Origin of the sequence: Microvirga arsenatis, assembly GCF_009910705.1 — a bacterium.
GTDB classification, from domain to species: Bacteria; Pseudomonadota; Alphaproteobacteria; order Rhizobiales; family Beijerinckiaceae; genus Microvirga; species Microvirga arsenatis.
Window position 1 is genome coordinate 32,273 of sequence record NZ_JAAAXJ010000007.1, and the last position, 21,178, is coordinate 53,450.

At 67.4% G+C, this 21,178-nt stretch carries 23 protein-coding genes; 13 read left to right on the forward strand and 10 right to left on the reverse strand.

Features of this window, described 5'->3' with window-relative positions:
• Nucleotides 1–35 precede the first annotated feature (35 nt).
• The 3 genes from GR303_RS14165 to GR303_RS14175 all read left to right on the forward strand — a co-directional run bounded on the left by GR303_RS14165 (nt 36) and on the right by GR303_RS14175 (nt 2,192).
• On the forward strand, nt 36–299 hold the full coding sequence (locus GR303_RS14165; protein ID WP_161722902.1) for a hypothetical protein: 264 nt from the start codon (nt 36–38) through the stop codon (nt 297–299).
• Nucleotides 300–350: 51 nt separating this feature from the next.
• Nucleotides 351–1,136: an ADYC domain-containing protein gene (locus GR303_RS14170; RefSeq protein ID WP_161722903.1), complete on the forward strand. Its 786-nt coding sequence runs from the start codon at nt 351–353 to the stop codon at nt 1,134–1,136.
• 75 nt (nt 1,137–1,211) lie between these two features.
• Entirely contained in the window at nt 1,212–2,192 is a 981-nt protein-coding gene (locus tag GR303_RS14175) for an aldo/keto reductase (protein WP_161722904.1), read from the forward strand.
• A 3-nt stretch (nt 2,193–2,195) separates the two neighbouring features.
• On the opposite strand, the gene GR303_RS14180 is transcribed toward GR303_RS14175, so the two are convergent.
• Together GR303_RS14180 and kynA are read right to left on the reverse strand one after the other, a co-directional pair.
• A complete protein-coding gene (locus GR303_RS14180) occupies nt 2,196–3,389 on the reverse strand; it encodes an aminotransferase class V-fold PLP-dependent enzyme (RefSeq protein WP_161722905.1) in 1,194 nt (397 codons plus the stop codon).
• Nucleotides 3,390–3,405: 16 nt separating this feature from the next.
• Nucleotides 3,406–4,230 carry a tryptophan 2,3-dioxygenase gene (gene kynA, locus GR303_RS14185; RefSeq protein WP_161722906.1) on the reverse strand — a complete coding sequence of 275 codons (825 nt, stop codon included), beginning with the start codon at nt 4,228–4,230 and terminating at the stop codon, nt 3,406–3,408.
• A 192-nt stretch (nt 4,231–4,422) separates the two neighbouring features.
• On the opposite strand from kynA, the gene GR303_RS14190 reads away from it, so the two are divergent.
• The 3 genes from GR303_RS14190 (at nt 4,423) to GR303_RS14200 (ending at nt 6,183) form a co-directional block, all read left to right on the forward strand.
• Entirely contained in the window at nt 4,423–4,665 is a 243-nt protein-coding gene (locus tag GR303_RS14190) for a DUF3297 family protein (protein WP_161722907.1), read from the forward strand.
• Between the two features lie 122 nt (nt 4,666–4,787).
• On the forward strand, nt 4,788–5,078 hold the full coding sequence (locus GR303_RS14195; RefSeq protein WP_161722908.1) for a hypothetical protein: 291 nt from the start codon (nt 4,788–4,790) through the stop codon (nt 5,076–5,078).
• Between the two features lie 550 nt (nt 5,079–5,628).
• Nucleotides 5,629–6,183, forward strand: coding sequence for a calcium-binding protein (locus GR303_RS14200; protein WP_161722909.1), 555 nt, complete (start codon nt 5,629–5,631; stop codon nt 6,181–6,183).
• Between the two features lie 104 nt (nt 6,184–6,287).
• Here GR303_RS14200 and GR303_RS14205 read toward each other — a convergent pair whose 3' ends face one another.
• The 4 genes from GR303_RS14205 to GR303_RS14220 form a co-directional block, all read right to left on the reverse strand.
• Nucleotides 6,288–6,536 carry a PilZ domain-containing protein gene (locus tag GR303_RS14205; protein ID WP_161722910.1) on the reverse strand — a complete coding sequence of 83 codons (249 nt, stop codon included), beginning with the start codon at nt 6,534–6,536 and terminating at the stop codon, nt 6,288–6,290.
• Between the two features lie 91 nt (nt 6,537–6,627).
• Nucleotides 6,628–7,398 carry an ABC transporter ATP-binding protein gene (locus tag GR303_RS14210; protein WP_161722911.1) on the reverse strand — a complete coding sequence of 257 codons (771 nt, stop codon included), beginning with the start codon at nt 7,396–7,398 and terminating at the stop codon, nt 6,628–6,630.
• A complete protein-coding gene (locus GR303_RS14215; protein ID WP_161722912.1) occupies nt 7,392–8,456 on the reverse strand; it encodes a FecCD family ABC transporter permease in 1,065 nt (354 codons plus the stop codon). The genes GR303_RS14210 and GR303_RS14215 overlap by 7 nt, the downstream gene beginning before the upstream one ends.
• A 4-nt stretch (nt 8,457–8,460) precedes the next feature.
• Complete coding sequence (locus tag GR303_RS14220; protein ID WP_161722913.1) at nt 8,461–9,597, reverse strand: ABC transporter substrate-binding protein; 1,137 nt, start codon at nt 9,595–9,597, stop codon at nt 8,461–8,463.
• Between the two features lie 210 nt (nt 9,598–9,807).
• Between GR303_RS14220 and GR303_RS14225 the strand changes: the two genes are divergently transcribed.
• Nucleotides 9,808–10,584 (forward strand): class I SAM-dependent methyltransferase, encoded by a 777-nt coding sequence (locus GR303_RS14225; RefSeq protein ID WP_161722914.1) that lies wholly within the window; start codon nt 9,808–9,810, stop codon nt 10,582–10,584.
• Between the two features lie 101 nt (nt 10,585–10,685).
• Here GR303_RS14225 and GR303_RS14230 read toward each other — a convergent pair whose 3' ends face one another.
• The gene (locus GR303_RS14230) at nt 10,686–11,675 is read right to left on the reverse strand and encodes a threo-3-hydroxy-L-aspartate ammonia-lyase (protein ID WP_161722915.1); all 990 of its coding nucleotides are present in this window, start codon (nt 11,673–11,675) and stop codon (nt 10,686–10,688) included.
• A 257-nt stretch (nt 11,676–11,932) separates the two neighbouring features.
• On the opposite strand from GR303_RS14230, the gene GR303_RS14235 reads away from it, so the two are divergent.
• Both GR303_RS14235 and GR303_RS14240 read left to right on the forward strand, forming a co-directional pair.
• On the forward strand, nt 11,933–13,132 hold the full coding sequence (locus tag GR303_RS14235; protein ID WP_161722916.1) for a calcium-binding protein: 1,200 nt from the start codon (nt 11,933–11,935) through the stop codon (nt 13,130–13,132).
• Nucleotides 13,133–13,273: 141 nt separating this feature from the next.
• Nucleotides 13,274–14,335 (forward strand): hemerythrin domain-containing protein, encoded by a 1,062-nt coding sequence (locus tag GR303_RS14240; RefSeq protein WP_161722917.1) that lies wholly within the window; start codon nt 13,274–13,276, stop codon nt 14,333–14,335.
• A 37-nt stretch (nt 14,336–14,372) separates the two neighbouring features.
• On the opposite strand, the gene GR303_RS14245 is transcribed toward GR303_RS14240, so the two are convergent.
• The 3 genes from GR303_RS14245 to GR303_RS14255 are packed head-to-tail and all read right to left on the reverse strand — an operon-like array spanning nt 14,373 to nt 16,893.
• On the reverse strand, nt 14,373–15,146 hold the full coding sequence (locus GR303_RS14245; RefSeq protein ID WP_161722918.1) for an ABC transporter permease: 774 nt from the start codon (nt 15,144–15,146) through the stop codon (nt 14,373–14,375).
• On the reverse strand, nt 15,143–15,946 hold the full coding sequence (locus GR303_RS14250) for an ABC transporter ATP-binding protein (RefSeq protein ID WP_161723100.1): 804 nt from the start codon (nt 15,944–15,946) through the stop codon (nt 15,143–15,145). The genes GR303_RS14245 and GR303_RS14250 overlap by 4 nt, the downstream gene beginning before the upstream one ends.
• Nucleotides 15,946–16,893: an ABC transporter substrate-binding protein gene (locus GR303_RS14255; protein WP_246726446.1), complete on the reverse strand. Its 948-nt coding sequence runs from the start codon at nt 16,891–16,893 to the stop codon at nt 15,946–15,948. Before GR303_RS14255 ends, GR303_RS14250 begins: the two co-directional genes overlap by 1 nt.
• 339 nt (nt 16,894–17,232) lie before the next feature.
• Between GR303_RS14255 and minD the strand changes: the two genes are divergently transcribed.
• From minD to GR303_RS14275, 4 genes are all read left to right on the forward strand, one after another.
• Complete coding sequence (gene minD, locus GR303_RS14260; protein WP_161722920.1) at nt 17,233–18,042, forward strand: septum site-determining protein MinD; 810 nt, start codon at nt 17,233–17,235, stop codon at nt 18,040–18,042.
• Complete coding sequence (minE, locus tag GR303_RS14265; RefSeq protein WP_161722921.1) at nt 18,039–18,311, forward strand: cell division topological specificity factor MinE; 273 nt, start codon at nt 18,039–18,041, stop codon at nt 18,309–18,311. Before minD ends, minE begins: the two co-directional genes overlap by 4 nt.
• Before the next feature lie 214 nt (nt 18,312–18,525).
• Nucleotides 18,526–19,167 carry a ComEA family DNA-binding protein gene (locus GR303_RS14270; protein ID WP_246205545.1) on the forward strand — a complete coding sequence of 214 codons (642 nt, stop codon included), beginning with the start codon at nt 18,526–18,528 and terminating at the stop codon, nt 19,165–19,167.
• A 230-nt stretch (nt 19,168–19,397) separates the two neighbouring features.
• Nucleotides 19,398–21,080, forward strand: a complete 1,683-nt coding sequence (locus GR303_RS14275; protein WP_161722922.1) for a methyl-accepting chemotaxis protein — start codon at nt 19,398–19,400, stop codon at nt 21,078–21,080.
• The last annotated feature ends 98 nt before the right edge of the window (nt 21,081–21,178 follow it).

The following is a 21,178-nucleotide window of genomic DNA, read 5'->3' on the forward strand; positions in this document are numbered from 1 at the left end:
CACTTTCAACCAAGGGGCCTAAGAGGACATCTGATATGAAGCTTCTCTATGCCTTGCCTCTCCTGCTGGCGTCGGGCCTTTATGCGGCGCCGGAGGTCGGTGCGCTGACCCTGGACAATGGCCGAAACATCAACGGCCGCAACATCAACGGCAGCAGCCTGAACGGGCGGAACATCAACGGCCGCAACATGAATGGCCGTAACATCAACGGCGTCGCTCTCCACGGCACGGGAGAAGATGCTGCTGCCGAAGTTGTGATCGTCATCCTCAAGGATGGCGAACGCATCGACCTCCGGTGACGGAGAGGCGGAGGCCTGCATCCACAAGAGGCCGGCCTCTGCCGCATCGCCATGCCGCTCCGCTTCCTCATCGCGGCTCTCGCCTTCGCGGCGAACCTGACCGCCCTGCAGCCGGCGCAGGCGGCAGGCGGCCGCCTCGAGATCGCGCGGGGCGAGTTCCGCCTGCGTCTCGACGATGGCCGCGTGCTGGCCCGCGAGGCCCTCGTCGGCGCGCGCCTCGTCATCAAGGAGGGCGGCGAGACCCTGCGGGTGCTGATCGATTCCGTGCACGAGGAGCACCCGGCCTCGGGCGAGCCGCTCGTTCTCTACCATCTGCTGATCGAGGAGGCTGCGGGGCAGGGCAGCCGCGAGGCCTGCCTGCCCGATGCCCGAGGGCGCCGCCTCGGCCTGCCGCTCCTGAACGAGAGCGGCATCGCCTTCACCTGCACCAGCGGGGCGGAGGGCAAGTGCATCCTCATGGGCTACCGTCCGTGGGACGACAGAGCGGATGCGCCCATGCGCGATCTCCATGCGGCCTGCATCCACATGCTGCGCGCGGCTTACGGCGGCGACGATGATGCGACCACCCGCGACGGCACGGTGATCGACGTCTACGACCGCTTCGGGATCCAGCTTCCCGAAGCGGTCGATCCGCTGCCGTTCGAGGCCGCCTGGGGCAGGGACGGCGCCCTCTGCGTCGCCCATCCGCGCGTCGCGGCGAACGTCACCCTCGCCGATCTCGCCCGGCGCTATCCGCGCCTGCGCGGCCGTCTCGGTCCCGAGGCCTGTACGGAGGAGGCGATGCGCCTTCATCCGGGCGCTCTTCTCTTCAACCGCTCCGGCGTGACCGCCCCCTGAGATCGCGCCTCGCGGCTTGAAACCGGTTGGGCGAAGGCCAGTTCACCTCTGGTCCACAGCAACCGGAGATCTCCCATGCAGCAGCGCCGGCTCGGCCCCTTGCAGGTATCCGCCCTCGGCCTCGGCTGCATGGGCATGTCGGAGTTCTACGGCAGCGGCGACGAGGCGGAATCCATCGCCACGATCCACCGCGCCGTCGAGCTCGGCGTCACCTTCCTCGACACGGCGGACATGTACGGCGTCGGCCGCAACGAGGAACTCGTCGGCCGCGCCATCGCGGACCGGCGCGACAGGGTGGTGCTCGCCACCAAGTTCGGCAATGTGCGCGGGCCCAACGGCGAGCGCCTCGGCATCAGCGGCAAGCCGGATTACGTGCGCCAGGCCTGCGAGGCGAGCTTGCGGCGGCTGAAGGTCGACGTGATCGATCTCTACTACCAGCACCGGGTCGATCCCGACACGCCCATCGAGGACACGGTCGGCGCCATGGCGGATCTCGTGCGCCAGGGCAAGGTGCGTTTCCTCGGCCTCTCGGAGGCCGGCCCGCAGACCATCCGCCGCGCCCATGCCGTCCATCCCATCGCCGCCCTTCAGACGGAATACTCCCTCTGGAGCCGCGATCCGGAGGACGAGATCCTGCCCCTGCTGCGCGAGCTGGGCATCGGCTTCGTGCCCTATTCGCCCCTCGGCCGCGGCTTCCTCACCGGGCAGATCAGGAGCGTGGACGATCTCGCGGAAGACGATTTCCGCCGCAACTCGCCGCGCTTCCAGGGCGAGAACTTCCGGAAGAACCTCGACCTGGTGCGCGAGATCGAGGCCATGGCCCGCGAGAAGGGCTGCGCGCCCTCGCAGCTTGCGCTCGCCTGGGTGCTGGCGCAGGGGGAGGACATCGTGCCGATCCCCGGCACCAAGCGCCGCCGCTACCTGGAGGAGAATGTGGGCGCCCTCGACGTCTCTCTGACGCCCGAGGACCTCGCCCGCATCGACCGCATCATCCCGCCGGGCGCAGCCGCCGGCACGCGCTATCCGGAAGCGGGCATGAGGATGGTGGGGCTGTAAGGATCAGGCCGCCGAGGAGGCATTGGCGGGCAGGGACTCCAGCGCGCCCGCTTCGTCGATGCGCCGCACGAGGTCGTCCACCTCCTCCTCGGTCTGGTAGATGCCGAAGCCGAGGCGCAGGCGCTGGCCGCGCACGTCCGTCACCACGCGCAGCTCCTTCAGGTCGTTGTGGATCGCCTGCGCGGCGGGCGTCTGGAAGGTGAGGAAGTTGCCGCGGCGCACCTCGTCGGCCGGCACCACGAGGGAGGCCTGCTCGAACAGGGCGGAGCCCTCGATGCGGCGCAGGAAATGCTGCTGCAGGGCCTTGGCATGGGCATGGATGATGCCCGGGGTGATGCCTTCGTCCGCGAGCCAGCGCATCACCGCGTTGAAGCGGTAGAGCCCTGACGGGTCGAAGGTCGCGCCCATGAAGCGCCAGCCGTCGTCGCTGTAGGCGACCTGTCCGCTCTGCGCGTTGGCGAGGTTGCCGAAGGCCGCATACCAGCCGCTGTCGCGCGGGCGAAGGCCCCAGCCGGGCGGGCAGTGCATGAAGCACGCGCCTTCGCCGGCCATGGCGTATTTGTAGCCGCCTGCGATGTAGAACACGCGCTCGGCGATGCTGCCGAGATCCGTCGGCCGCGCCATGAAGCCGTGATAGCCGTCGATCACGATCATCGCGCCCTCGCGGCTGCATTCCGCGAGATGGCGCCCGTCGAGGGCGAAGCCCGAGTTGAAGAAGACCTGGCTGACGAAGACGAGGTCGAAGCCCTGCTGCGCCACCGCGTGGAAGCGGTCCTCGAAGGTGGCGAAAGGCTCGGCCGGCACGCGCGTCACGGCGACGAGCCGCTCCTCCTCCAGGCGCGCGATCTGGCGCGTGAAGGAGTGGAACTCGCCGTCCGAGGTCAGGATGCGCACGGGGCGGTCGGACGGGAAGCAGGAGAGAATGCGCTTGAGGAATTCGTGGGTGTTCGGCGCCACCGCGATGGTTTCGGGATCGGGCAGGTTGAGATGCCCGGCCACGTGGCCGCGGAACTCGTCGAGCACGGGACCCAGGACGTGCTCCCACTTGTCGTCCATCAGGCGCGCGGCGTCGTCCCAGGCCTGCACCTGCGCCTCGCGGGTCACGTCCGGCCAGGGGTGATGGCTGTGGGCTGCGAAATGCAGCCGGTCCGGCTCGGCGCCGAGGAAGCGGGAGAACTGGGAACGAAGATCAAGCATGATGCTCTCAACCGGTTTATAGCTTGCCGCGCACGGACCAGAGTTCGGGAAAGAAGTACTTTTCCAGCGCCTTGCGCAGATAGGCCACGCCGCTGCTGCCGCCGGTGCCGCTGCGCATGCCGATGATGCGTTCCACGGTCTTCATGTGGCGGAAGCGCCATTGCTGGAACGCATCCTCCAGGTCGACCAGCTCCTCGGCGAGCTCATAGAGGTCGAAATGCTCGCCCGCGTGGCGGTAGATCTCCTCCCAGGCCGCCTCGACCTGCGGGTGGGCCGCGTAGGGCTGGGTCACGTCCCGCTCGAGCACCTCCGCCGGGATGGCGTAACCGCGCCGGGCCAGCAGGCGCAAGGATTCGTCGTAGAGGCTCGGGGCGCGGTAGGCGGCCTCGAGCTGCTCGGCGAGGTCGCTGCGGTGCCGGTGCGGCGCCATCTTCGCCGCCTCCTTGGCGCCGAGCTTGAACTCCACGAGACGGTACTGCCAGGACTGGAAGCCGGAGGATTTGCCGAGCGCCGGGCGGAAGCTCAGGTAGTCCGAAGGGGTCATGGTGGAGAGCACGGTCCAGGCCTGGATCAGCTGCTCCTGGATCCGGTTGATGCGGGCGGTGCACTTGAAGGCGGGCTGGAGCTCGTCGGCGCGGATATGGGCCAGCGCCGTGTCGAGCTCCCGGTTCAGGAGCTTGAGCCACAGCTCCATGACCTGATGGATGGTGATGAAGAGAAGCTCGTCGTGCTCCTGGGTGAGCGGCGACTGGGCGGAGAGGAGGGTGTCGAGCCGGAGATAGTCCCCATAGCTCATGTTCTCGGAAAAGTCGGTATGGATGTCGTCCGTTGCCGCCGACAAGTCTTTCTCTCCCTGAAACCGCTTCCGCGTAGGCCGCGGATTGTCGTCCTGCCCCAGGAGTGTTCCCTTGGGGCGTTCAACGAAAGTAGGACATCCCGCCAGACTTGTCACGCAGGGGGAGGCCGGAATTGGCATCGGGAGGCCGAAGGGGTAGGTTGCCGGCCCATCGAACCCGACCGGAGAGATCCCCGCATGACCGACACGCTTCCCGACCGCCTGTCTTCGAACCCGGACAGCCCCTATTACAACGAGGAGCTGCTCGCGAAGGGCGTCGGCATCCGCTTCAACGGGGTCGAGAAAACCAACGTGGACGAGTACTGCGTCAGCGAGGGCTGGGTCCGCGTCACCGCCGGCAACGCCAAGGACCGCTTCGGCAACCCCATGACCATCAAGCTCAAGGGCAAGGTCGAGCCGTTCCTGAGGGCCGACGGCTAGGTCCGGCCTCGAACGGGCCGGACCCTGCCGCTGGGGCAGGGCTGGACGGGCCCAGGGGCGCGCGCCAAGATCAAGGGCAAGCTGGTCGGACGAGGCGGACGCCTCGGGAAAGGCGTGCCCCGATGGCCGTCGGAAGGCGATGGATGGTGCTTGCGGCGGCCTGCCTGATCGGCGCGCCGGCTCTCGCCCATGGCTGGTACCCGCACTGGTGCTGCGACGACCGGGATTGCCGCGAGCTGATCGAGGGGCGGGGCGAGACCGTCACCCAGACCGCCGAGGGATGGCGGCTCTGGGACGGGCGCCTGATCGGGCAGGACCACACCAAGATGTCGCCGGATGCCAAGTTCCATCTCTGCGAGGAGCCGCGGACGCGGGCCATCATCTGCTTCTTCGCCCCGCAGGGGGCCTCGTGACGGCCTCGCGCATGCCGGCAGGGAGCGGAATCAAAAAAAGAAGCGCCCGCTTTGCAGGGGCGCTTCAAGGAGCCGACCCGTAGGGGCAAATAAAAGGTCGGTAAACCTATCTATTTGTGTAGTATTATGTCTTAAATGTGGCATCTAGAGATTGGAATTGGGCGTGTCAAGCGAATTTCTGCGCTATTCTGACGCAAGACTTGGTTTATTTGCAAACTATTTTGGCTTGCGGGCTTGTAAACCTTGTTTTAAGAGAGGGTCGCCGTAGGGGCAAATACGGTCGAAGGGTCGCGAACACAGTCAAACTCAGGACTGGGCGCGGCCCTTTTCTTCTTATTACTAGGAATAGGGTCTGTCATTCGACCCGCTGCGGGCCATGCCGTCTTTTCACGAGGGTTCTCTTTCCTGCAGCCCGCCATGTGCGCCCTCACACGCCATCTTTTCCTACACAAGATAGCCTCCAAGCGAGCCTGAAACTGCTTCGCCTCTTCGGAAAGGGCGAGCGGCCGAGGCTCGATGCACTTTACTGCAGCGGATGAGAGGCTGGGACATGGCGACTATTTACGCGGACGGGGAAACGACCGGAACTGCCCGTGGCGACGAAATCTTCGGCGGGAGCGGCGCCGACGCGATCGACGGGCGTGGCGGAAACGACTGGATCCAGGGCAACCGGGGCAACGACTCGCTGTGGGGCTACACGGGCAACGATACGATCTGGGGCGGCAGCGGCGACGACTTCATTCTGGGCGAAGCCGGCCGCGATGTCCTCACCGGTCACGGCGGCTATGATGCCTTCGTGTTCACCCGGACTCCATCGAGATCCAATGTCGATACGATCACCGATTTCAGCGTGAGGTATGACACGATCGTTCTGTCGACGGCGGTCTTCAAGGGCGTGGGTTCTGCCGGCCGGGACATGAAGGCGAGTGCCTTCTGGACGGGGACCGCGGCGCACGACGCGAACGACCGCATCATCTACAACAAGGACACGGGTTCGCTGTACTACGATCCGGATGGGACCGGTTCGAGATCGGCCGTCGAGTTCGCCAAGATCGATCCGAACCTGAAGCTGACCTTCAAAGACTTCTACATCATGGCCCCATGACATTCTGAAGGCGCTCCTGGAGCGCCTCTTTCTTCAGGGGTCTCTCTTCCTGAGCAGCCTCGACCCGGCCTGAAGAGTGAAGCGCGCGGAGCGCGGACGCTGTCTCAGCCCGTGAATTGTGCGCCGTAATGGATTCCGTCCGTCCAGATCAGCCGCGCCATGGCTGCTGCACGGGCGTCGGGGATCTGCAGCTCGAATTCCAGAGGCACGTCCGCGGAGCCGGGAATCACAAGGCGCACGCCGGAAAGCGACAGGTCCAGAACCGAGCACTCGATGCGCGTCTTGCGTTCGGGATCCCCGATCCATCCTTCCAGCACGGTGGCGAACCGCTCGTCCGATCGGCGTTCAGGCATTCCAAGGATCATGCACGGGATTTCCTGATTCGAGAGGATCCCGGTATAGGCAGCCGGGCTGGTGCGAGGCTGCCCAGGACCGCCTGCTCCATCACGCCTGGCCGATCGGCCCGTCGATGATCACGTGCGGGCACAGGCGCGAGCAGCGCTCGATGCGGCCGTCGACCCGGTAGATGTTCTGCAGCAGGGTCGAGGTGATCACGTCCTCCACCGGGCCGCAGCCCACCATGGTGCCCGCATCGATCACCATCACCCGGTCGGCCACCCGCAGCACCTGGTTGAGGTCGTGGATGGCGAGCACCACGCAGATGTCGCGCTCGCGCGCCAGGGAGCGGATCAGCGCCAGCACCTCGACCTGCCGGTGCAGGTCGAGGGCGCTCGTCGGCTCGTCGAGGAGCAGGATCCTCGGCTCGCGCACGAGCACCTGGGCGAGCGACACGAGCTGCCTCTGGCCGCCGCTGAGCTCGTTCAGGCCCTTGAACGCGATGGGCTCGATCCGCAGGCTGAAGAGCACGCGGTCGACCTCCTGGAGATCCTCGTCCGTCACCTTGCGCGGCGCGCCCTGCTTGCGGGCGAGCAGGACGGATTCGTACACGGTGAGCACCGTGTTCACGGAGGTGTCCTGCGGCATGTAGCAGACATGGGGCGCAGGCGACGGGGACGCGCCGTTGCCGAGGCGGATCTCGCCCGGCCCGTCGAGCAGGCCCGCGATGCGCCGGAACAGGCTCGACTTGCCCGCCGCGTTCGGGCCGATCACCGCCGTGACCTCGCCGCCCTTCAGCACCGGCGTGGTGACGCCGGAGAGCACCTCCTGCTTGCCGTAGCGGACGCCGACTTGGTTGAGTTGCAGGGTCGCTACCATGCGCGCCTCCGGGTGGACATGATCAGGCTGAACAGGAACGGCACGCCCACGAGGGCCGTGATGATGCCGATGGGAAAGATGGTGCCGGGCACGATGGACTTGCTGACGACCGAGGTGAGCGAGAGGATCGCAGCGCCCGACAGCACCGAGGCCGGCAGGAAGTAGCGCTGGTCTTCGCCCACCAGCATGCGGGCGATGTGCGGGCCCACCAGGCCGATGAAGCCGATGGTGCCCACGAAGGCCACCGGCACGGCGGCGAGCAGGCTGATGATCATCATGGTCTCGAGCCGGAGCCAGCGCACGTTGACGCCGAAGCTCGCCGCCTTGTCGTCGCCGAGCCGCAGCGCCGTGAGCGCCCAGGCGCGGCGCATGAAGAGGGGCAGGGACACCGCGAGAACCGCCGTGGTGATGGCGAGCTTCGGCCAGGTGGCGCGGGTGAGGCTGCCCATGGTCCAGAACACCACCGCCGCGAGCGCCTGCTCGGAGGCGAGATACTGCACGAGGGCGAGCAGGGCGTTGAAGGTGAAGACGAGGGTGATGCCGAGCAGCACGATGGTCTCCACGGTCACGCCGCGGCGCTGGCTCATGAAATGGATGAAGAGAGCGGCGGCGAGCGCCATGAGCAGCGCGTTGAGCGACACCACGTAGTCGATGGCCCAGGGCAGGAAGCCGATGCCGAACACGAGGGCGACGGAGGCGCCGAAGCTCGCCGCCGCCGAGATGCCGAGCGTGAAGGGGCTCGCGAGCGGGTTGTTGAGGATGGTCTGCATCTGCGCGCCCGCTGCGGAGAGCGCCGCGCCGACGATCACCGCCATCAGCGCCACCGGCATGCGGATGTCCCAGATCACCACGCTGATCTGCAGCGAGACCTCCGGCGAGCCCATCAGGGCCAGCACGACCTCGCGCATGGAATAGCGCGCGGGTCCCAAGCCCAGATCGGCGATCACGGACAGGGCGAGAACGAGCCCGAGCGCAAGAAGCACGAGCTTCTTGCGCTGCACGAGGACGCGGTAGGCACCGCGTCCCTCACGAATGGCAATGGCGGGAGAGTGGGCCAAGAGCCTATTCCTTGTCGGTGAGGGAGACCCAGTAGCCGGTCTTGTAGGGCACCGGCAGGAAGCGCTCGTAGAGCGTCTTCATGGTGGCCTCGGGATCGAGGTCCTTGAACAGCTCCGGGTGCAGCCACTTGGCCATCGCCTGGATGGCGACGAACTGGTAGGGGCTGTTGTAGAACTGGTGCCAGATCGCGTGCACCTTGTTGTCCTTCACCGCCTTCACGCCGGTATAGGCCGCTCGCTTCATCAGGCCGGCGAGCTTGGCGCGCGCCTTGGCCTTGTCGGCGCCGGAGCCGACGCCCACCCAGGCGCCGCCGGGCACGTAGAGCTCCCAGTTCGAGCCGGTGACGATCACGTGGTCCGGGTTGGCGGCGATGATCTGCTCAGGGTTCACGACGCCGAAGGTGCCGGGGATGATCTTGGCGGCGAGGTTGCGCCCGCCGGCGACCTCCACGAACTTGCCGAAGTTCTCGTTGCCGAAGGACATGCAGCAATCGTCGGAATAGCCGCCTGCGCGCTCCATCATCACGAGGGGCTGGGCGGGATTGGCCTTGGCGAGGGTCTGCGTCACGCGCTCGATCTGCTCCTTGCGGAACGCGATGAACTCCTCCGCGCGCGTCTCCTTGCCGAAGAGCTTGCCGATGAGGCGCATGCTGGCATCGGTGTTCTCGAAGGGCTTTTCGCGGAAGTCGACGAAGACCACGGGAATGCCGATCCTGGCGAGCTTCTCGATGAGCTTGGCGTCGTCGGTGGCGGTCTTCGCCTCGATGTTGAGGATGATCGCGTCGGGCCTGAGGGAGACGGCCTGCTCCACGTCGAAGGTGCCCTCCTTGAAGCCTCCGAAGGTGGGGATCTTGTCGATCTGCGGGTACTTGGCGAGGTAGTCCCTGTAGCCGTCGAGATCCGCCTTCTGCAGGTCGTCGCGCCAGCCGACCACGCGCTTGAACGGCTGGTCCGTGTCGAGGGCGGCGACGAAGTACATCTGCCGGCCCTCGCCGAGGATCACCTTCTCGACCGGCGCCTTCACCTCGACCTTGCGGCCCGCGATGTCGGTGACCGTGATGGTGTCGGCGGCATGGGACGGAAGGGGCAGGAAAGCGGCGAGCGCCAGGGCGGCGCCGAAAAGCAGTCTGGGCAGTGGCATCGTGAGCCTCGCAAGGAGTCTGGAGAGCGGTGCCCTCCTATGGCTCCTGCGAGTTGAGCGCAAGAAATATCTTTTAGAATTACTTTAATCCCAATGTAATTCACCTAGTTTGTAACTGTTCTATTCTATAGTTTATAATCATTATAGTTTGACGGTTGTTCGTTTTCGCCCTAGAGGAACGCCGCGATCCCCACCAACCAGCTGACCTTCATGACGGCGAACTACACCCTTCGCGACGAGATCCGCGATTACTGGTCCCTGCGCGCCCCCACCTTCGACGAGCAGGTGGGGCACGAGATTTTCTCGGAGGCGGAACGGCAGGCCTGGCGCGACCTGTTCCTGCGCCATCTCGGCTCCGGCGAGGGGCGCCGCGCCCTCGACCTTGCGAGCGGAACGGGCGTGATCTCCCATCTGCTGTACGGGTTGGGCTTCGAGGTCACGGGCCTCGACTGGTCGGAGGCGATGCTCGCCCAGGCGCGCGCCAAGGCGGCCCGGCGCGGCGCCGCCATCCGCTTCGTCATGGGCGATGCGGAGCGCACGCTGGAGAAGCCGGAGAGCTACGACGTGCTCGTCACGCGGCATCTGGTGTGGACGCTGGTCGACCCGAAGGCGGCGTTCCGCGAGTGGCATTCCCTGCTCAGGCCCGGCGGGCGGCTTCTCATCGTGGACGGCGATTTCGTGTCGGACACCCTCGTCAGACGCGCGATCCGCCTCGTCGAGAGAATTCTGCCGGGCCTTGCCGGCGCGCCGCATGCGCCGAACGGCCTGCGCGAGATGCACGAGCGCATCCTGAAGCGCGTCTACTTCTCCAAGGGCGCACGGGCGCAGGAGGTGGCGGCGCTCCTGCGCGAGGCGGGATTTGCGCAGATCGCCATCGACCGCAACCTGAGGGACATTCATCGCGAGCAGGCGAAGAACCTGCCGCTGCTCAAGGGCCTCGAGCGCGCGACGCAGCATCGCTACGCCATCCTCGCGGTGAAGGCCTGAGCCGGATCGTGCGGCGCCTCCGCATCATCGGGAGGACCGGAGCCAATCCCCGGATCATGTCCGGGGACGGGAGCGACACTGAAACCTGTCCGCCTGTCAGACTATCCCGCCAGGAACTTCGCCAGCGCCAGCGGGTCGACGTTGCCGCCGCTGATGATGATGCCGACGCGCTTGCCTTCGCAGGGCGCGACGCCGTGCAGCGCGGCGGCCGCGGCGAGGCAGCCGGTGGGCTCCACCACGATCTTCATGCGCTCGATGAAGAAGCGCATCGTCTCCACGAGCTGCGCATCCGAGACGGTGAGGATGTCGTCGACGAGGGCGCGCATCACCGGGAAGGTCTTGGCGCCCACATAGGCCGTCTGCGCCCCGTCGGCGATGGTGGAGGGAACGGGGATCTTCACGATGCTTCCTGAGCGGAGCGATTGCTGCGCGTCGTTGCCCGCCTCCGGCTCGACGCCGTAGATCCGGCACGCGGGCGAGAGCGCCCTGGCGGAGAGCGCGGAGCCTGCGAGCAGCCCGCCGCCGCCGGTGCAGGCGAGCAGAATGTCGAGGGGGCCTACCTCCTCGATCAGCTCCTTCGCCGCCGTGCCCTGGCCGGCGATCACGTCCTCGTGGTCGTAGGGCGGGATGAGCGTGAGGCCCCGCTCCTCGGAGAGCCTGCGCCCGATGGCGTCGCGGTCTTCCGTGTAGCGGTCGTAGAGCACCACCTCGCCGCCGTACCCCTTGGTGGCGGCGAGCTTTATCGCCGCTGCGTCGCGCGGCATGATGATGACGGTCGGCACGCCCTGAAGCTGGCCGGCATAGGCGATGGCCTGAGCGTGATTGCCGGAGGAGAAGGCCACCACGCCCCGCCGCTTCGCTTCCGGAGACAGGCGCGCGATGGCGTTGTAGGCGCCGCGGAACTTGAAGGCGCCCGAGCGCTGGAGGTTCTCCGCCTTGAAGAACAGCCGGCCGCCGGTGCGCGCATCGGCGGTGCGGGAGGTCAGCACCGGGGTGCGATGCGCTACTCCCTCGATGCGCTGCGCCGCGGCGCAGACGTCCTCGTAGGTCGTCAATCGGGATTCCGCGGCTGGGCTGATGGAGGCGCTCATGATGATCCGTCGATTCGTCGAATGGTGCTCGAGCCTACACGGTCCCGGCCGCGATGTCGGCTCGGAAGGGCAATAAAGAGGGCCTCCTTACCCGAAAGGGGCTAACCCTTTTTCGCACCTGTACAACCTTACATCGGGTTGAGACAAGTCTGCGGGGCTCCTGAGGAACGCGGCTCTACCGACAGCACAACAGGAAGCGCTTTCCGGCTCGCGCGGCGGCGCACGGCATCCGTGTTGCTCCATCGAATGGAGATCACATGTCCACCTTGCGTTACATCTTCTACGGAGGCGTCGAGGGCTTCTGGCAAAACCAGAACATCAGCGACCTGTCCCTCGTCGACCCGGCCTACGGCGCGAATGTCGGAAAATACAAGGAGGGCCAGCTCGTCACCGGCTATCTCGCTCTCTCCGGCGAGGCTCTGCAGATCGCCCAGAGCGCGCCGCCCGGAACGCAGTTCAACCTGCCGAACGGAACGCCCGGGATCGACTTCTTCTTCGAGCAGCCCCGCGTCGGCGACTACACGGAGGAGGACATCGTCGGGAACGTCACGATGACCCTCGGCGGGGCGGGCCAGCCCCTCCCGTCCCTGAGGCTCGGCGTCCATGACGGCGCCGACGGCCCCAACGTCCTGATCACCTCCGCCGGCGCGAACATCACCGACGACAACGAGGCCTGGGCCATGGTCGACGGGATCTGGCTGCCCGAGAACGTCACGCCGCTCGTTCTCAGCGGCACCGGCGGTGACAACACCCTGCGAGGGACGGCCCAGTACAACTTCCTTTCCGGCGGCAACGGCGGGGACACCCTGTTCCTGAAGGCGGGGCAGGGATGGATCTGGGGCGGCAACGGCAGCGACTCCATCAAGGGCGGCGGCGAGAACGACTTCCTGTTCGGCGGCTACGGCAACGACAAGATCCTCGGCCGCGGCGGCGGCGATCTGATCCGCGGCGGCGACGGAAGGGACGACCTGCGGGGCGAGCAGGGCGACGACTTCATCCTCGGCGGCACGGGCAACGACTCCGTCAAGGGCGGCAGCGGCAACGACGATCTTCAGGGCCAGACCGGGCGCGACAGGATCTTCGGCAACGACGGCGCCGACACCATCCGGGGCGGGCTCGACAGCGACACCATCGACGCGGGCAGCGGCAACGACCTGATCTTCGACGGCGCCGGCAACGACGTCCTCAAGGGCGGCCCGGGCGAGGACGAGTTCTCGTTCTCGTTCGTTCGAGGCGGCGGCCATGACCGGGTCACCGACTTCAGGCCGGGCGAGGATACGATCATCATCGAGGCCGCGTTCTACGAGTCGTTCGAGGAGATGATCGCAGAGAACCATGCCGTGCAGTCCGGCGAGGATGTGGTGATCACCTATGGTGCCGGGTCCACGATCACCATCGAGGACATGCGCCTTGCCCGGCTGCGGGCGGACGATTTCGCCTTCTCCTCCCCCGGCTAGGGACGGACCCACGCGATCCGGGCGTCCTTGCGGCACCCGGATCTTTCGGGAGGACGCGCCCGATCTCCTCACCGGGCCGGAACAGCCTCCCGTCCCAGCCGTTCATCCTGATTAGGGCAAAGGCTCAACAGGAGGCTATCCATGGACCTATGGCACATGGTCGTGTCGGATCACGCGAATATCGAGGAGCTCTGCCGTGAGGTGCTGCGCGCCACCGGAACGGGGCCGAACAGCCGGGCCGAGCTCTTCGCCGATCTCCAGGACGAGCTGGAGCGGCACATCGCGGCGCAGCAGAACGTGCTCTACCCGGCCCTGCGCGGGCATGAGCGCACGGGAGGCTACGTGGCCGATCTGGAAAGCCGGCAGGACGAGATCCTGCGCCGGCTCGACGAGCTGGAGGCCCGCCCCGACAAGGACAGCCGCGACTGGGCTGCCGATTTCAAGGACCTGACCGGCTCCATCCGCCACGCCTTCACCCTGGAGGAGAACGGGGTGATGATCGTCGCCCGCGGCGTCTTCTCCCCGAGCGAGCTCAAGAGCCTCCAGCGCGAGTACGAGCGCGAGCGCATCGCCTCCTACGAGGCGGGCCGCTGGCACCTGCCGCAGGCGATGATGCCGAGCCGCTACGGTCTGCCCACGGGCACGGTGTTCGGGGTGCTGGCCGGCGCGCTGGCCGTGGGTGCGGGCGCCCTGCTGTGGAGCATGAACCGCTCCGGCGCCATGGGTTCGCGGCCGGACGGGTCCCTGCGCCCGGCGCCGCGGCGGCCGCAGCCGCCGTTCCCGCTCGAGGGCGGCGTGATCGACCGCAGCCTGGAAGGCTCGCGCCGCGGTGCGACGGACCGGTCCTCGACCGGCGCCCGCACCTATGCGTCAGCCGGCGCGGCCTCGGCCGGCGCAGGCTCCGCCGCTCAGGGCTCCGGGGCGCAGATGAGCGGCCAGGAGAGCCGGGGAGGAGTCCGGGGGGACGATGCCCTGCTGCACGGCGCGGGTGGATCCGAGCCGCAGGCGGGCGGCAGCCCCTCCGACGATCACTGGTTCTCCTCGGCCCATCCGCCGCGGGCGCCTTCCGGCCTGTCCTCGCCCCTCCAGCCCGGCGGAACCCTGCCGGCAGGCGGCCCGGCGCCCTCCGCGGGCTCCATCGGCACCGGCGGCGCGCCGACCGGCGGGGCGGATTCGGGCTCGCCGAAGCACGGCGGGCGGTAAGGGCAAGGATCCCGCGCTGGGGCAGCGCGGGATCCTCTCACGTCTGCCTCACATTCGTGCCCCAGCGCCGGTGCAGGAAGTTCTCCCACGGGGAGAACAGGGCCCGGTCCACCACGAGGCCGATCACCACGATCACGATCATGATCCCGATCACCTGCTCCATGGCGTTCAGCTCGCGCCCGTAATGGAGCAGGTGGCCGAGGCCGAAGCCGGTGAGGATCGTCACGTAGATCTCCGCCGCCATCAGCGAGCGCCAGGCGAAGGCCCAGCCCTGCTTCATGCCGCTGACCAGGAAGGGCAGCGAGGCCGGCAGGATCACCCGCGTCCATTTGTGGAAGCCCTCCGAGCCCATGGTGCGCGCCGCGCGGGCATAGATCGGCGGGATGTTGCGGGCGCCGTGGTCGGTGGCGATGATCACCGACCACACGGTGCCCATGATCACCACGAACAGCATCGCGCCCTCCGTCTGGCCGAACCATACGAGGGCGAGCGGCACCCAGCACACGCTCGGCAGGGTCTGGAAGCCGAGCGAGAGCGCGCCGAGGGTGTCCTCGAAGAGCTGCGACGTGCTGGTGAGGAGCCCGAGCGGCAGCCCGATGAGAACCCCCGCCGCATAGCCGATGAGAAGCCGCTTGAGGGTGACCCAGGTGGATTCCACGAGGGTTCCGTCGAGGAGCGCGCCCCAGATGTACTCGCCCACGAAGATCGGCGAGGGAAGCAGCACGGCGGACCAGCGGCCGCTGCGAACGGCAAGCTCCCACAATCCGATGAGCAGGGCGAAGAAGAGGAGGGCGACGGCGATGCGCTTCATTCGGACGCGGCCTCCATGCGGGTGCCCTTGAGGGCTGCGGCGATCCTCGACGCATGGCCGGCCAGTTCCGGGCTGTTGATGTCGCGCGGCCGGGGCAGGGGAATGCGGAAGACCTGCTGGATGCGCCCGGGCGAGGGCGACATGAGCACCACCCGGTCGCCGAGGCACACCGCCTCGCGCACGTTGTGCGTGACGAATACGATGGTCTTGCGGCTTTCCATCCAGATCCCCTGGATGTCGTCGTAGAGCTGGTCGCGGGTCATGGCGTCGAGGGCGCCGAAGGGCTCGTCCATGAGCAGCACCTGCGGGTCGGGCGCTAGCGCGCGGGCGAGCGCGACGCGCTGCTTCATGCCGCCCGAGAGCTCGTGCACGTGCGCATGCTCGAACTTCTCGAGGCCGACGAGCTTCAGGTAGTGGTGCGCGATCTCCTTGCGCTCGGCATTGGTGAGATCCGGCCTCAGCTTCAGGCCGAACATCACGTTGCCGAAGGCGTCGAGCCAGGGAAAGAGCGCCGATTCCTGGAACATGACGAGGCGCTGCCGTCCCGGCCCCTCCACCGTTCGCCCGTCCGCGAGCACCCGGCCCGTATCCGGCTTCGTCAGCCCGGCGATGATGTCGAGGAGGGTGGACTTGCCGCAGCCGCTCGGGCCGATGAGGCAGACGAACTCGCCCTCCGCGATCGTCAGCGACACGTCGTCGAGCGCCTGCACCACGGCGCGCGACGTGAACCACTTGGACACGCCCTCGACGATGAGCTTCGCCGGGCGGGCTGCGCTGGAATCCGGCGTGAAGGGCTCCATCAAGGCGCCTCGATCAGGCGCGCCAGGTCGGGCGCGCCGCGCAGGAAGCCCACCTTCTGGGCGCTGTCCACGAAGGCTTGGAACGCCTCGCGGGAGGTATCGGCCGTGACCGTCATGCGGCTCCAGGCGCGCGCGACGAGCTCGGGCGGCATGTCGAGGCGGAACGAGGCCTGCAGCTCATCGCGGGCCATGCGCTGCGCCTCATCGGGGTTTTGCCGGATCCACTCGGTGAGCTCGCGATGGGCTGCCACGAAGCGCCGGGCGAGATCCCGGTCCTTCGCCAGGAAGGCGGCGCTCGATACGAGAATCGTGGTGATCGCCTCCTTCTCCTCCACCAGCACCTTGCCGCCCGCCTCCGCTTCGAGCCGCGAGACCCAGGGCTCCACGGTCCAGACCCCGTCGAGCTGCTTGCTCTGGAACAGGGAGAGCTGGTCGGGATTGCTGGTGGGCACCACCTGGGCATCGCCGCCGGTCTGCGTGATGCGCAGGCCCCCGGCGACAAGCCAGGCGCGGGCGGCCACGTCCTGGGTGTTGCCGAATTGCGGGGTGGCGATGCGCTTGCCCTTGAAGTCGGAGGGTTTGGCCAGGGCGGAATCCCCCTGCACGACGAGGGCTGAGCCTCCGTTCACGGCGCCGGCGATCACGCGCACCTCGGCGCCGCGGGAACGCGCATAGGCGTTCAGCGCCGGGTTCGGGCCCACATAGGTGAGGTCGAGCGAATTGGCGAAGATCGCCTCCATGGCGCTCGGGCCCGCATTGTAGGCGTACCACTCGATCGTCACGCCCGGCCCGAGGCGCTGCGCGAACCAGGAGCGCCCCTGCCGCTCGAAGGCGCGGGCGACCAGGGCCTGCACATGGGTGATGTTGGGGAAATGCCCGACCCGCAGCGTCGTGGTCTGCTGGGCCGAGACCGATTCAGGGGCCCACGTCCATGCGAAGGCCGCCAAGAGAAGTCGCCATCCGTGCCGCATCGATGGATCTCCCGTCTTGCCATCCAAGGCTAGGGGTTCCGGGGCGAAGGTCAATGGAGGCGGGGCGGCTCGGCTGCGGGAGCGCCCCATCGCGCGGCACGGCCCGAAAACTGCCTTTTTGCAGGAAAAACCGGGCTTTCCGCAAAAATCTTAACCGGGCGGTAACCATAACAGGCGCGCAATGATTCCCATTCCGTTGCGTAAAATAACCGCGACAGCTCTCTCCGGCTCCACTCTCGTTCATGGTCGGGCTCTTCCGGGGATCCGGTGGCGATGGCGTCGCATGAACAGAATTCGATGGGTGGAGATCCGAGGATGGCGAAGGTTCTTGTAGTGACGTCGGGCAAGGGAGGGGTGGGCAAGACCACCTCCACCGCGGCTCTTGGCGCCGCGCTGGCGCAGTCGGGCCAGAAGGTGGCCGTGGTGGATTTCGATGTGGGCTTGCGCAACCTCGACCTGGTGATGGGAGCCGAGCGCCGGGTGGTGTTCGACCTCGTCAACGTGATCAAGGGCGATGCCCGGCTCGATCAGGCGCTCATCCGCGACAAGCGCATCGAGACCCTGCACCTGCTGCCGGCTTCCCAGACCCGCGACAAGGACAACCTGACGGAGGAGGGCGTCGCCCGCGTCATCGCGGGCCTGCGCGAAAAGTTCGACTGGATCATCTGCGACAGCCCGGCTGGCATCGAGCGCGGCGCGACCATGGCCATGCGCCATGCGGACGTGGCCGTCGTGGTGACGAACCCGGAAGTGTCCTCCATCCGCGACTCCGACCGCATCATCGGCCTGCTCGACTCCAAGACCGAGAAGGCGGAGAAGGGCGAGCAGGTGGAAAAGCACCTGCTGCTCACCCGCTACGACGCGGCCCGCGCCCAGCGCGGCGAGATCCTGAAGGTCGAGGACGTTCTCGACATCCTCTCCATCCCGCTGCTCGCCATCGTCCCGGAAAGCACCGAGGTGCTGCGCTCCTCCAACCTCGGCGCGCCCGTGACCCTGGGCAGCCCGAACTCGGCCCCGGCCCGCGCCTATTGCGACGCGGTGCGCAAGCTGAAGGGCGAGACCCTCGTCGAGGTGCAGAAGCAGCGCGGCCTTTTCGGCAAACTCTTCGCACGGAGGGCCGCATGAGCCTGTTCGGATTCTTCAAGCGCCAGACGTCGGCGCCCGTCGCCCGGGAGCGGCTCCAGGTGCTGCTGGCGCACGAGCGCACCGTCGTGGGCCCGCACTCGGATCTCGTGGCGATCCTGCGCGAGGAGATCATGGCGGTGATCGCCAAGCACATGGCGGTGCCCCAGGACAAGGTGCAGATCAAGATGGATCGCGGCGCCTCCGTCTCGACCCTCGAGGTCGACATCGAGATCCCGGCTTCCGTCGTCGGTCTGCGGCCTGCCGCGTAACCGTTTCGAGCCGCGGACGGCCTGGCCGCCCGCGGCTTGTTTCGCAAGATGATGACGTTTCGGATGCGCTTCGGCTCGTGCAGAAAATCCCCGCACCTATCCGAAATAGTCATGGACGCGGCCTTGCGCGCGCCGATTGCCACGTCCGTGCCACATCCCCGGTCTAGCGCTTGAGCCCATCGCGGTGTCGCCGTTGAGTATGCGCGAGGATTCCATGCGGATTGGCAACCTGTCCCCGACCCGGACCGTCCGAGAGCATCGCGACAATGCCATCCTCCAGGGCCTGCGCATTCTCCTGGTGGCTGCGCTCATGGCCGGGGGATTGCTTGCCCTGTGGCTCTCCTCCGGCAGCGGCGGTCCGCCGGCGGAAGGCATGGTCGTCGTCGCGCCGCCGCAGACCCTGGCCCGCGAGCAGCTCGCGGCCCTGCCCGATCCCGCAGCCCGGATCCAGGTGGCCGATGCGCAGGAGTTTGCCCCGCCCTCCGTCTCCACGCCGCCCGGCGCCCCTTCTCCCGATGCGCCGGCTCCCGTTCCGGAGCAATCCTCGACGGCACAGCCGCAGGACGCGGCCGCCATCGGCGAGCCTTCGCCGCCTCCGGCCCTCGACATGAGCGTCACCGGCGCGGTGACGAAGCAGGCGGCGCTCCCCGAACCCGCCGCGCCTGCGCCTGCAACCGTCCCGGTCGATCTCAACACCGCTTCCCTGGAGCAGCTCAACTCCCTCAAGGGCGCCGGCGCGCTGGGCCGCGCCATCGTCAAGGGGCGCCCCTACAAGTCCGTGGACGATCTCGTGCGGAAGAAGGTGCTCCGCCGCCCGGTCTACGAGAAGATCAAGGATCAGGTCACGGTGCGCTGACCCTCCGGCCGCCCGGCGGGCAACTGCCCCGGCCCTGAAACAGTGCTGCGGCACAAAGATTTCTGCGACCTTGCGACCCCTCGGGTGCCGTTACGTGAACGGCTTTTTAACCAGCTTCGGGAAATGGTTGCGTTCCGCTCCCGCGACGATGGAGACCGTCGGACCAGGATTGCTCGCATTCGTCGGGAGCGCGCAATCAGAACCATATCAGGCGCAGAACCGGGGGGACCATGCGCAAGACATTCGGCATCGGAACGAAAATTCATTCCATCACCCTGACGGCCCTGCTCGGCATCGCCGCCGTCATCGCAGTCGCCGTGTTCCACCTGCGCGAGGAGATCTCCGGCGCGCAGATGGTCAAGACCAAGCACGTCGTCGAAGTGGCCTATGGCATCCTCGAGCACTACGAGGCCGAGGAGCGGGCCGGCCGCCTCACGCGCGAGGCGGCCCAGAAGGCGGCTGCCGAAGCGATCAAGGTGCTGCGCTACGACGGCCAGGAATATTTCTGGATCAACGACATGCATCCGCGCATGGTGATGCATCCGATCAAGCCGGAGCTCAACGGCGCCGACCTGTCGCAGAACAAGGATCCCACGGGGCTTCGCCTGTTCGTCGCCTTCGTCGAGAAGGTGAAGGAGAGCGGCGCGGGGTTCGTGCCCTATCTGTGGCCGAAGCCGGGAGCGCAGGAGCCCGTCGGCAAGATCTCCTACGTCAAGGGCTTCAAGCCCTGGGGATGGATCCTCGGCTCGGGCGTCTACACGGATGACACCGCCGCGAAGGTGTGGAGCACCGCGCTGAAGCTGATGTCGGGCGTCGCCGTGATCGTCCTGCTCATCGCGGTGGTTGCGACCTTCATCGGGCGCAGCGTCACCCGGCCCATCCTGGCGCTCGGACGCGTGATGCACGCTCTCGCAAAGGGGGAGCGGCAGATCGAGGTGCCCGCGCAGGACCGCAGGGACGAACTCGGCGCCATGGCCCATGCGGTTCAGGTGTTCAGGGACACCCTGGTCGCCAAGGACGAGGCGGACCGGGCCTATGCCGGCGAGGCCGATGCGCAGGCCCGGCGCGCCCAGCGCCTGGACGAGCTGACGCGTCAGTTCGAGGCGAATGTGGCAGCCCTCACCCAGACGCTGACCACCGCGGCCCTGGAGATGGAGACCACCGCCCAGACCATGGCGGCCACCGCGGAGCAGACCAACCTGCAGTCCCAGAGTGTCGCGGCCGCGGCCGAGCAGGCCTCCATGAACGTGCAGACGGTGGCGGCGGCGACGGAGGAGCTGTCGATCTCCACCCGCGAGATCGCAAGCCAGGTCTCCCACTCCGCGAAGATCGCAGGCGCCGCCGTCGAGGAGACGCGCCGCACCGATGCCACCGTGCAGGCACTGGCCAGCATGGCGGAGCGGATCGGCGCGGTGATCGCGCTCATCAACACCATCGCCGGCCAGACGAACCTGCTCGCGCTCAACGCCACCATCGAGGCGGCGCGCGCGGGCGAGGCGGGCAAGGGTTTTGCCGTGGTGGCCTCGGAGGTGAAGGAGCTCGCCAACCAGACCACGAAGGCAACCGAGGAGATCTCGGCGCAGATCGTCGAGATCCAGCAGGCCACGCGGGAGGCGGTGAGCGCGATCCAGAACATCGGCAACACCATCAGCCAGATGTCCCAGACCTCGGCGGCGATTGCGGAAGCCATCGAGGAGCAGGGGGCCGCCACCGGCGAGATCGCCCGCAACGTGCAGGAGGCGGCGCACGGCACGGCCTCCGTCAGCGGCAGCATCCTCGACGTGAAGCAGGGCGCCGGGCAGACCGGCACCGCCGCCACCCGAGTCCTGAGCGCGGCGCAGGAACTGGCGCGGCATTCGGGCGATCTCAGCCGCGAGGTGCAGGCCTTCCTCACCCATGTGAAGGCCGCATAGAGCATCACGATACGTTAGGGCAGGGCAGCGCCTGCTCCCGACGGAAAAAGGGCCCCTCGGGCCCTTTTTCTTTGCCGGTGGGGATCTTTCGGAGGCCT

What these genes read in the sequence shown, in the direction of transcription:
- GR303_RS14275 (WP_161722922.1), top strand. Translation starts at nt 19,398, where the DNA reads ATGCGCAAGACATTCGGCATCGGAACGAAAATTCATTCCATCACCCTG.
- GR303_RS14170 (WP_161722903.1), top strand. Translation starts at nt 351, where the DNA reads ATGCCGCTCCGCTTCCTCATCGCGGCTCTCGCCTTCGCGGCGAACCTG.
- GR303_RS14270 (WP_246205545.1), top strand. Translation starts at nt 18,526, where the DNA reads ATGCGGATTGGCAACCTGTCCCCGACCCGGACCGTCCGAGAGCATCGC.
- GR303_RS14190 (WP_161722907.1), top strand. Translation starts at nt 4,423, where the DNA reads ATGACCGACACGCTTCCCGACCGCCTGTCTTCGAACCCGGACAGCCCC.
- minE (WP_161722921.1), top strand. Translation starts at nt 18,039, where the DNA reads ATGAGCCTGTTCGGATTCTTCAAGCGCCAGACGTCGGCGCCCGTCGCC.
- GR303_RS14220 (WP_161722913.1), bottom strand. Translation starts at nt 9,597, where the DNA reads ATGCCACTGCCCAGACTGCTTTTCGGCGCCGCCCTGGCGCTCGCCGCT.
- GR303_RS14235 (WP_161722916.1), top strand. Translation starts at nt 11,933, where the DNA reads ATGTCCACCTTGCGTTACATCTTCTACGGAGGCGTCGAGGGCTTCTGG.
- GR303_RS14245 (WP_161722918.1), bottom strand. Translation starts at nt 15,146, where the DNA reads ATGAAGCGCATCGCCGTCGCCCTCCTCTTCTTCGCCCTGCTCATCGGA.
- GR303_RS14210 (WP_161722911.1), bottom strand. Translation starts at nt 7,398, where the DNA reads ATGGTAGCGACCCTGCAACTCAACCAAGTCGGCGTCCGCTACGGCAAG.
- GR303_RS14225 (WP_161722914.1), top strand. Translation starts at nt 9,808, where the DNA reads ATGACGGCGAACTACACCCTTCGCGACGAGATCCGCGATTACTGGTCC.
- GR303_RS14205 (WP_161722910.1), bottom strand. Translation starts at nt 6,536, where the DNA reads ATGCCTGAACGCCGATCGGACGAGCGGTTCGCCACCGTGCTGGAAGGA.
- GR303_RS14195 (WP_161722908.1), top strand. Translation starts at nt 4,788, where the DNA reads ATGGCCGTCGGAAGGCGATGGATGGTGCTTGCGGCGGCCTGCCTGATC.
- GR303_RS14180 (WP_161722905.1), bottom strand. Translation starts at nt 3,389, where the DNA reads ATGCTTGATCTTCGTTCCCAGTTCTCCCGCTTCCTCGGCGCCGAGCCG.
- GR303_RS14250 (WP_161723100.1), bottom strand. Translation starts at nt 15,946, where the DNA reads ATGGAGCCCTTCACGCCGGATTCCAGCGCAGCCCGCCCGGCGAAGCTC.
- GR303_RS14200 (WP_161722909.1), top strand. Translation starts at nt 5,629, where the DNA reads ATGGCGACTATTTACGCGGACGGGGAAACGACCGGAACTGCCCGTGGC.
- GR303_RS14240 (WP_161722917.1), top strand. Translation starts at nt 13,274, where the DNA reads ATGGACCTATGGCACATGGTCGTGTCGGATCACGCGAATATCGAGGAG.
- minD (WP_161722920.1), top strand. Translation starts at nt 17,233, where the DNA reads ATGGCGAAGGTTCTTGTAGTGACGTCGGGCAAGGGAGGGGTGGGCAAG.
- GR303_RS14230 (WP_161722915.1), bottom strand. Translation starts at nt 11,675, where the DNA reads ATGAGCGCCTCCATCAGCCCAGCCGCGGAATCCCGATTGACGACCTAC.
- GR303_RS14165 (WP_161722902.1), top strand. Translation starts at nt 36, where the DNA reads ATGAAGCTTCTCTATGCCTTGCCTCTCCTGCTGGCGTCGGGCCTTTAT.
- GR303_RS14175 (WP_161722904.1), top strand. Translation starts at nt 1,212, where the DNA reads ATGCAGCAGCGCCGGCTCGGCCCCTTGCAGGTATCCGCCCTCGGCCTC.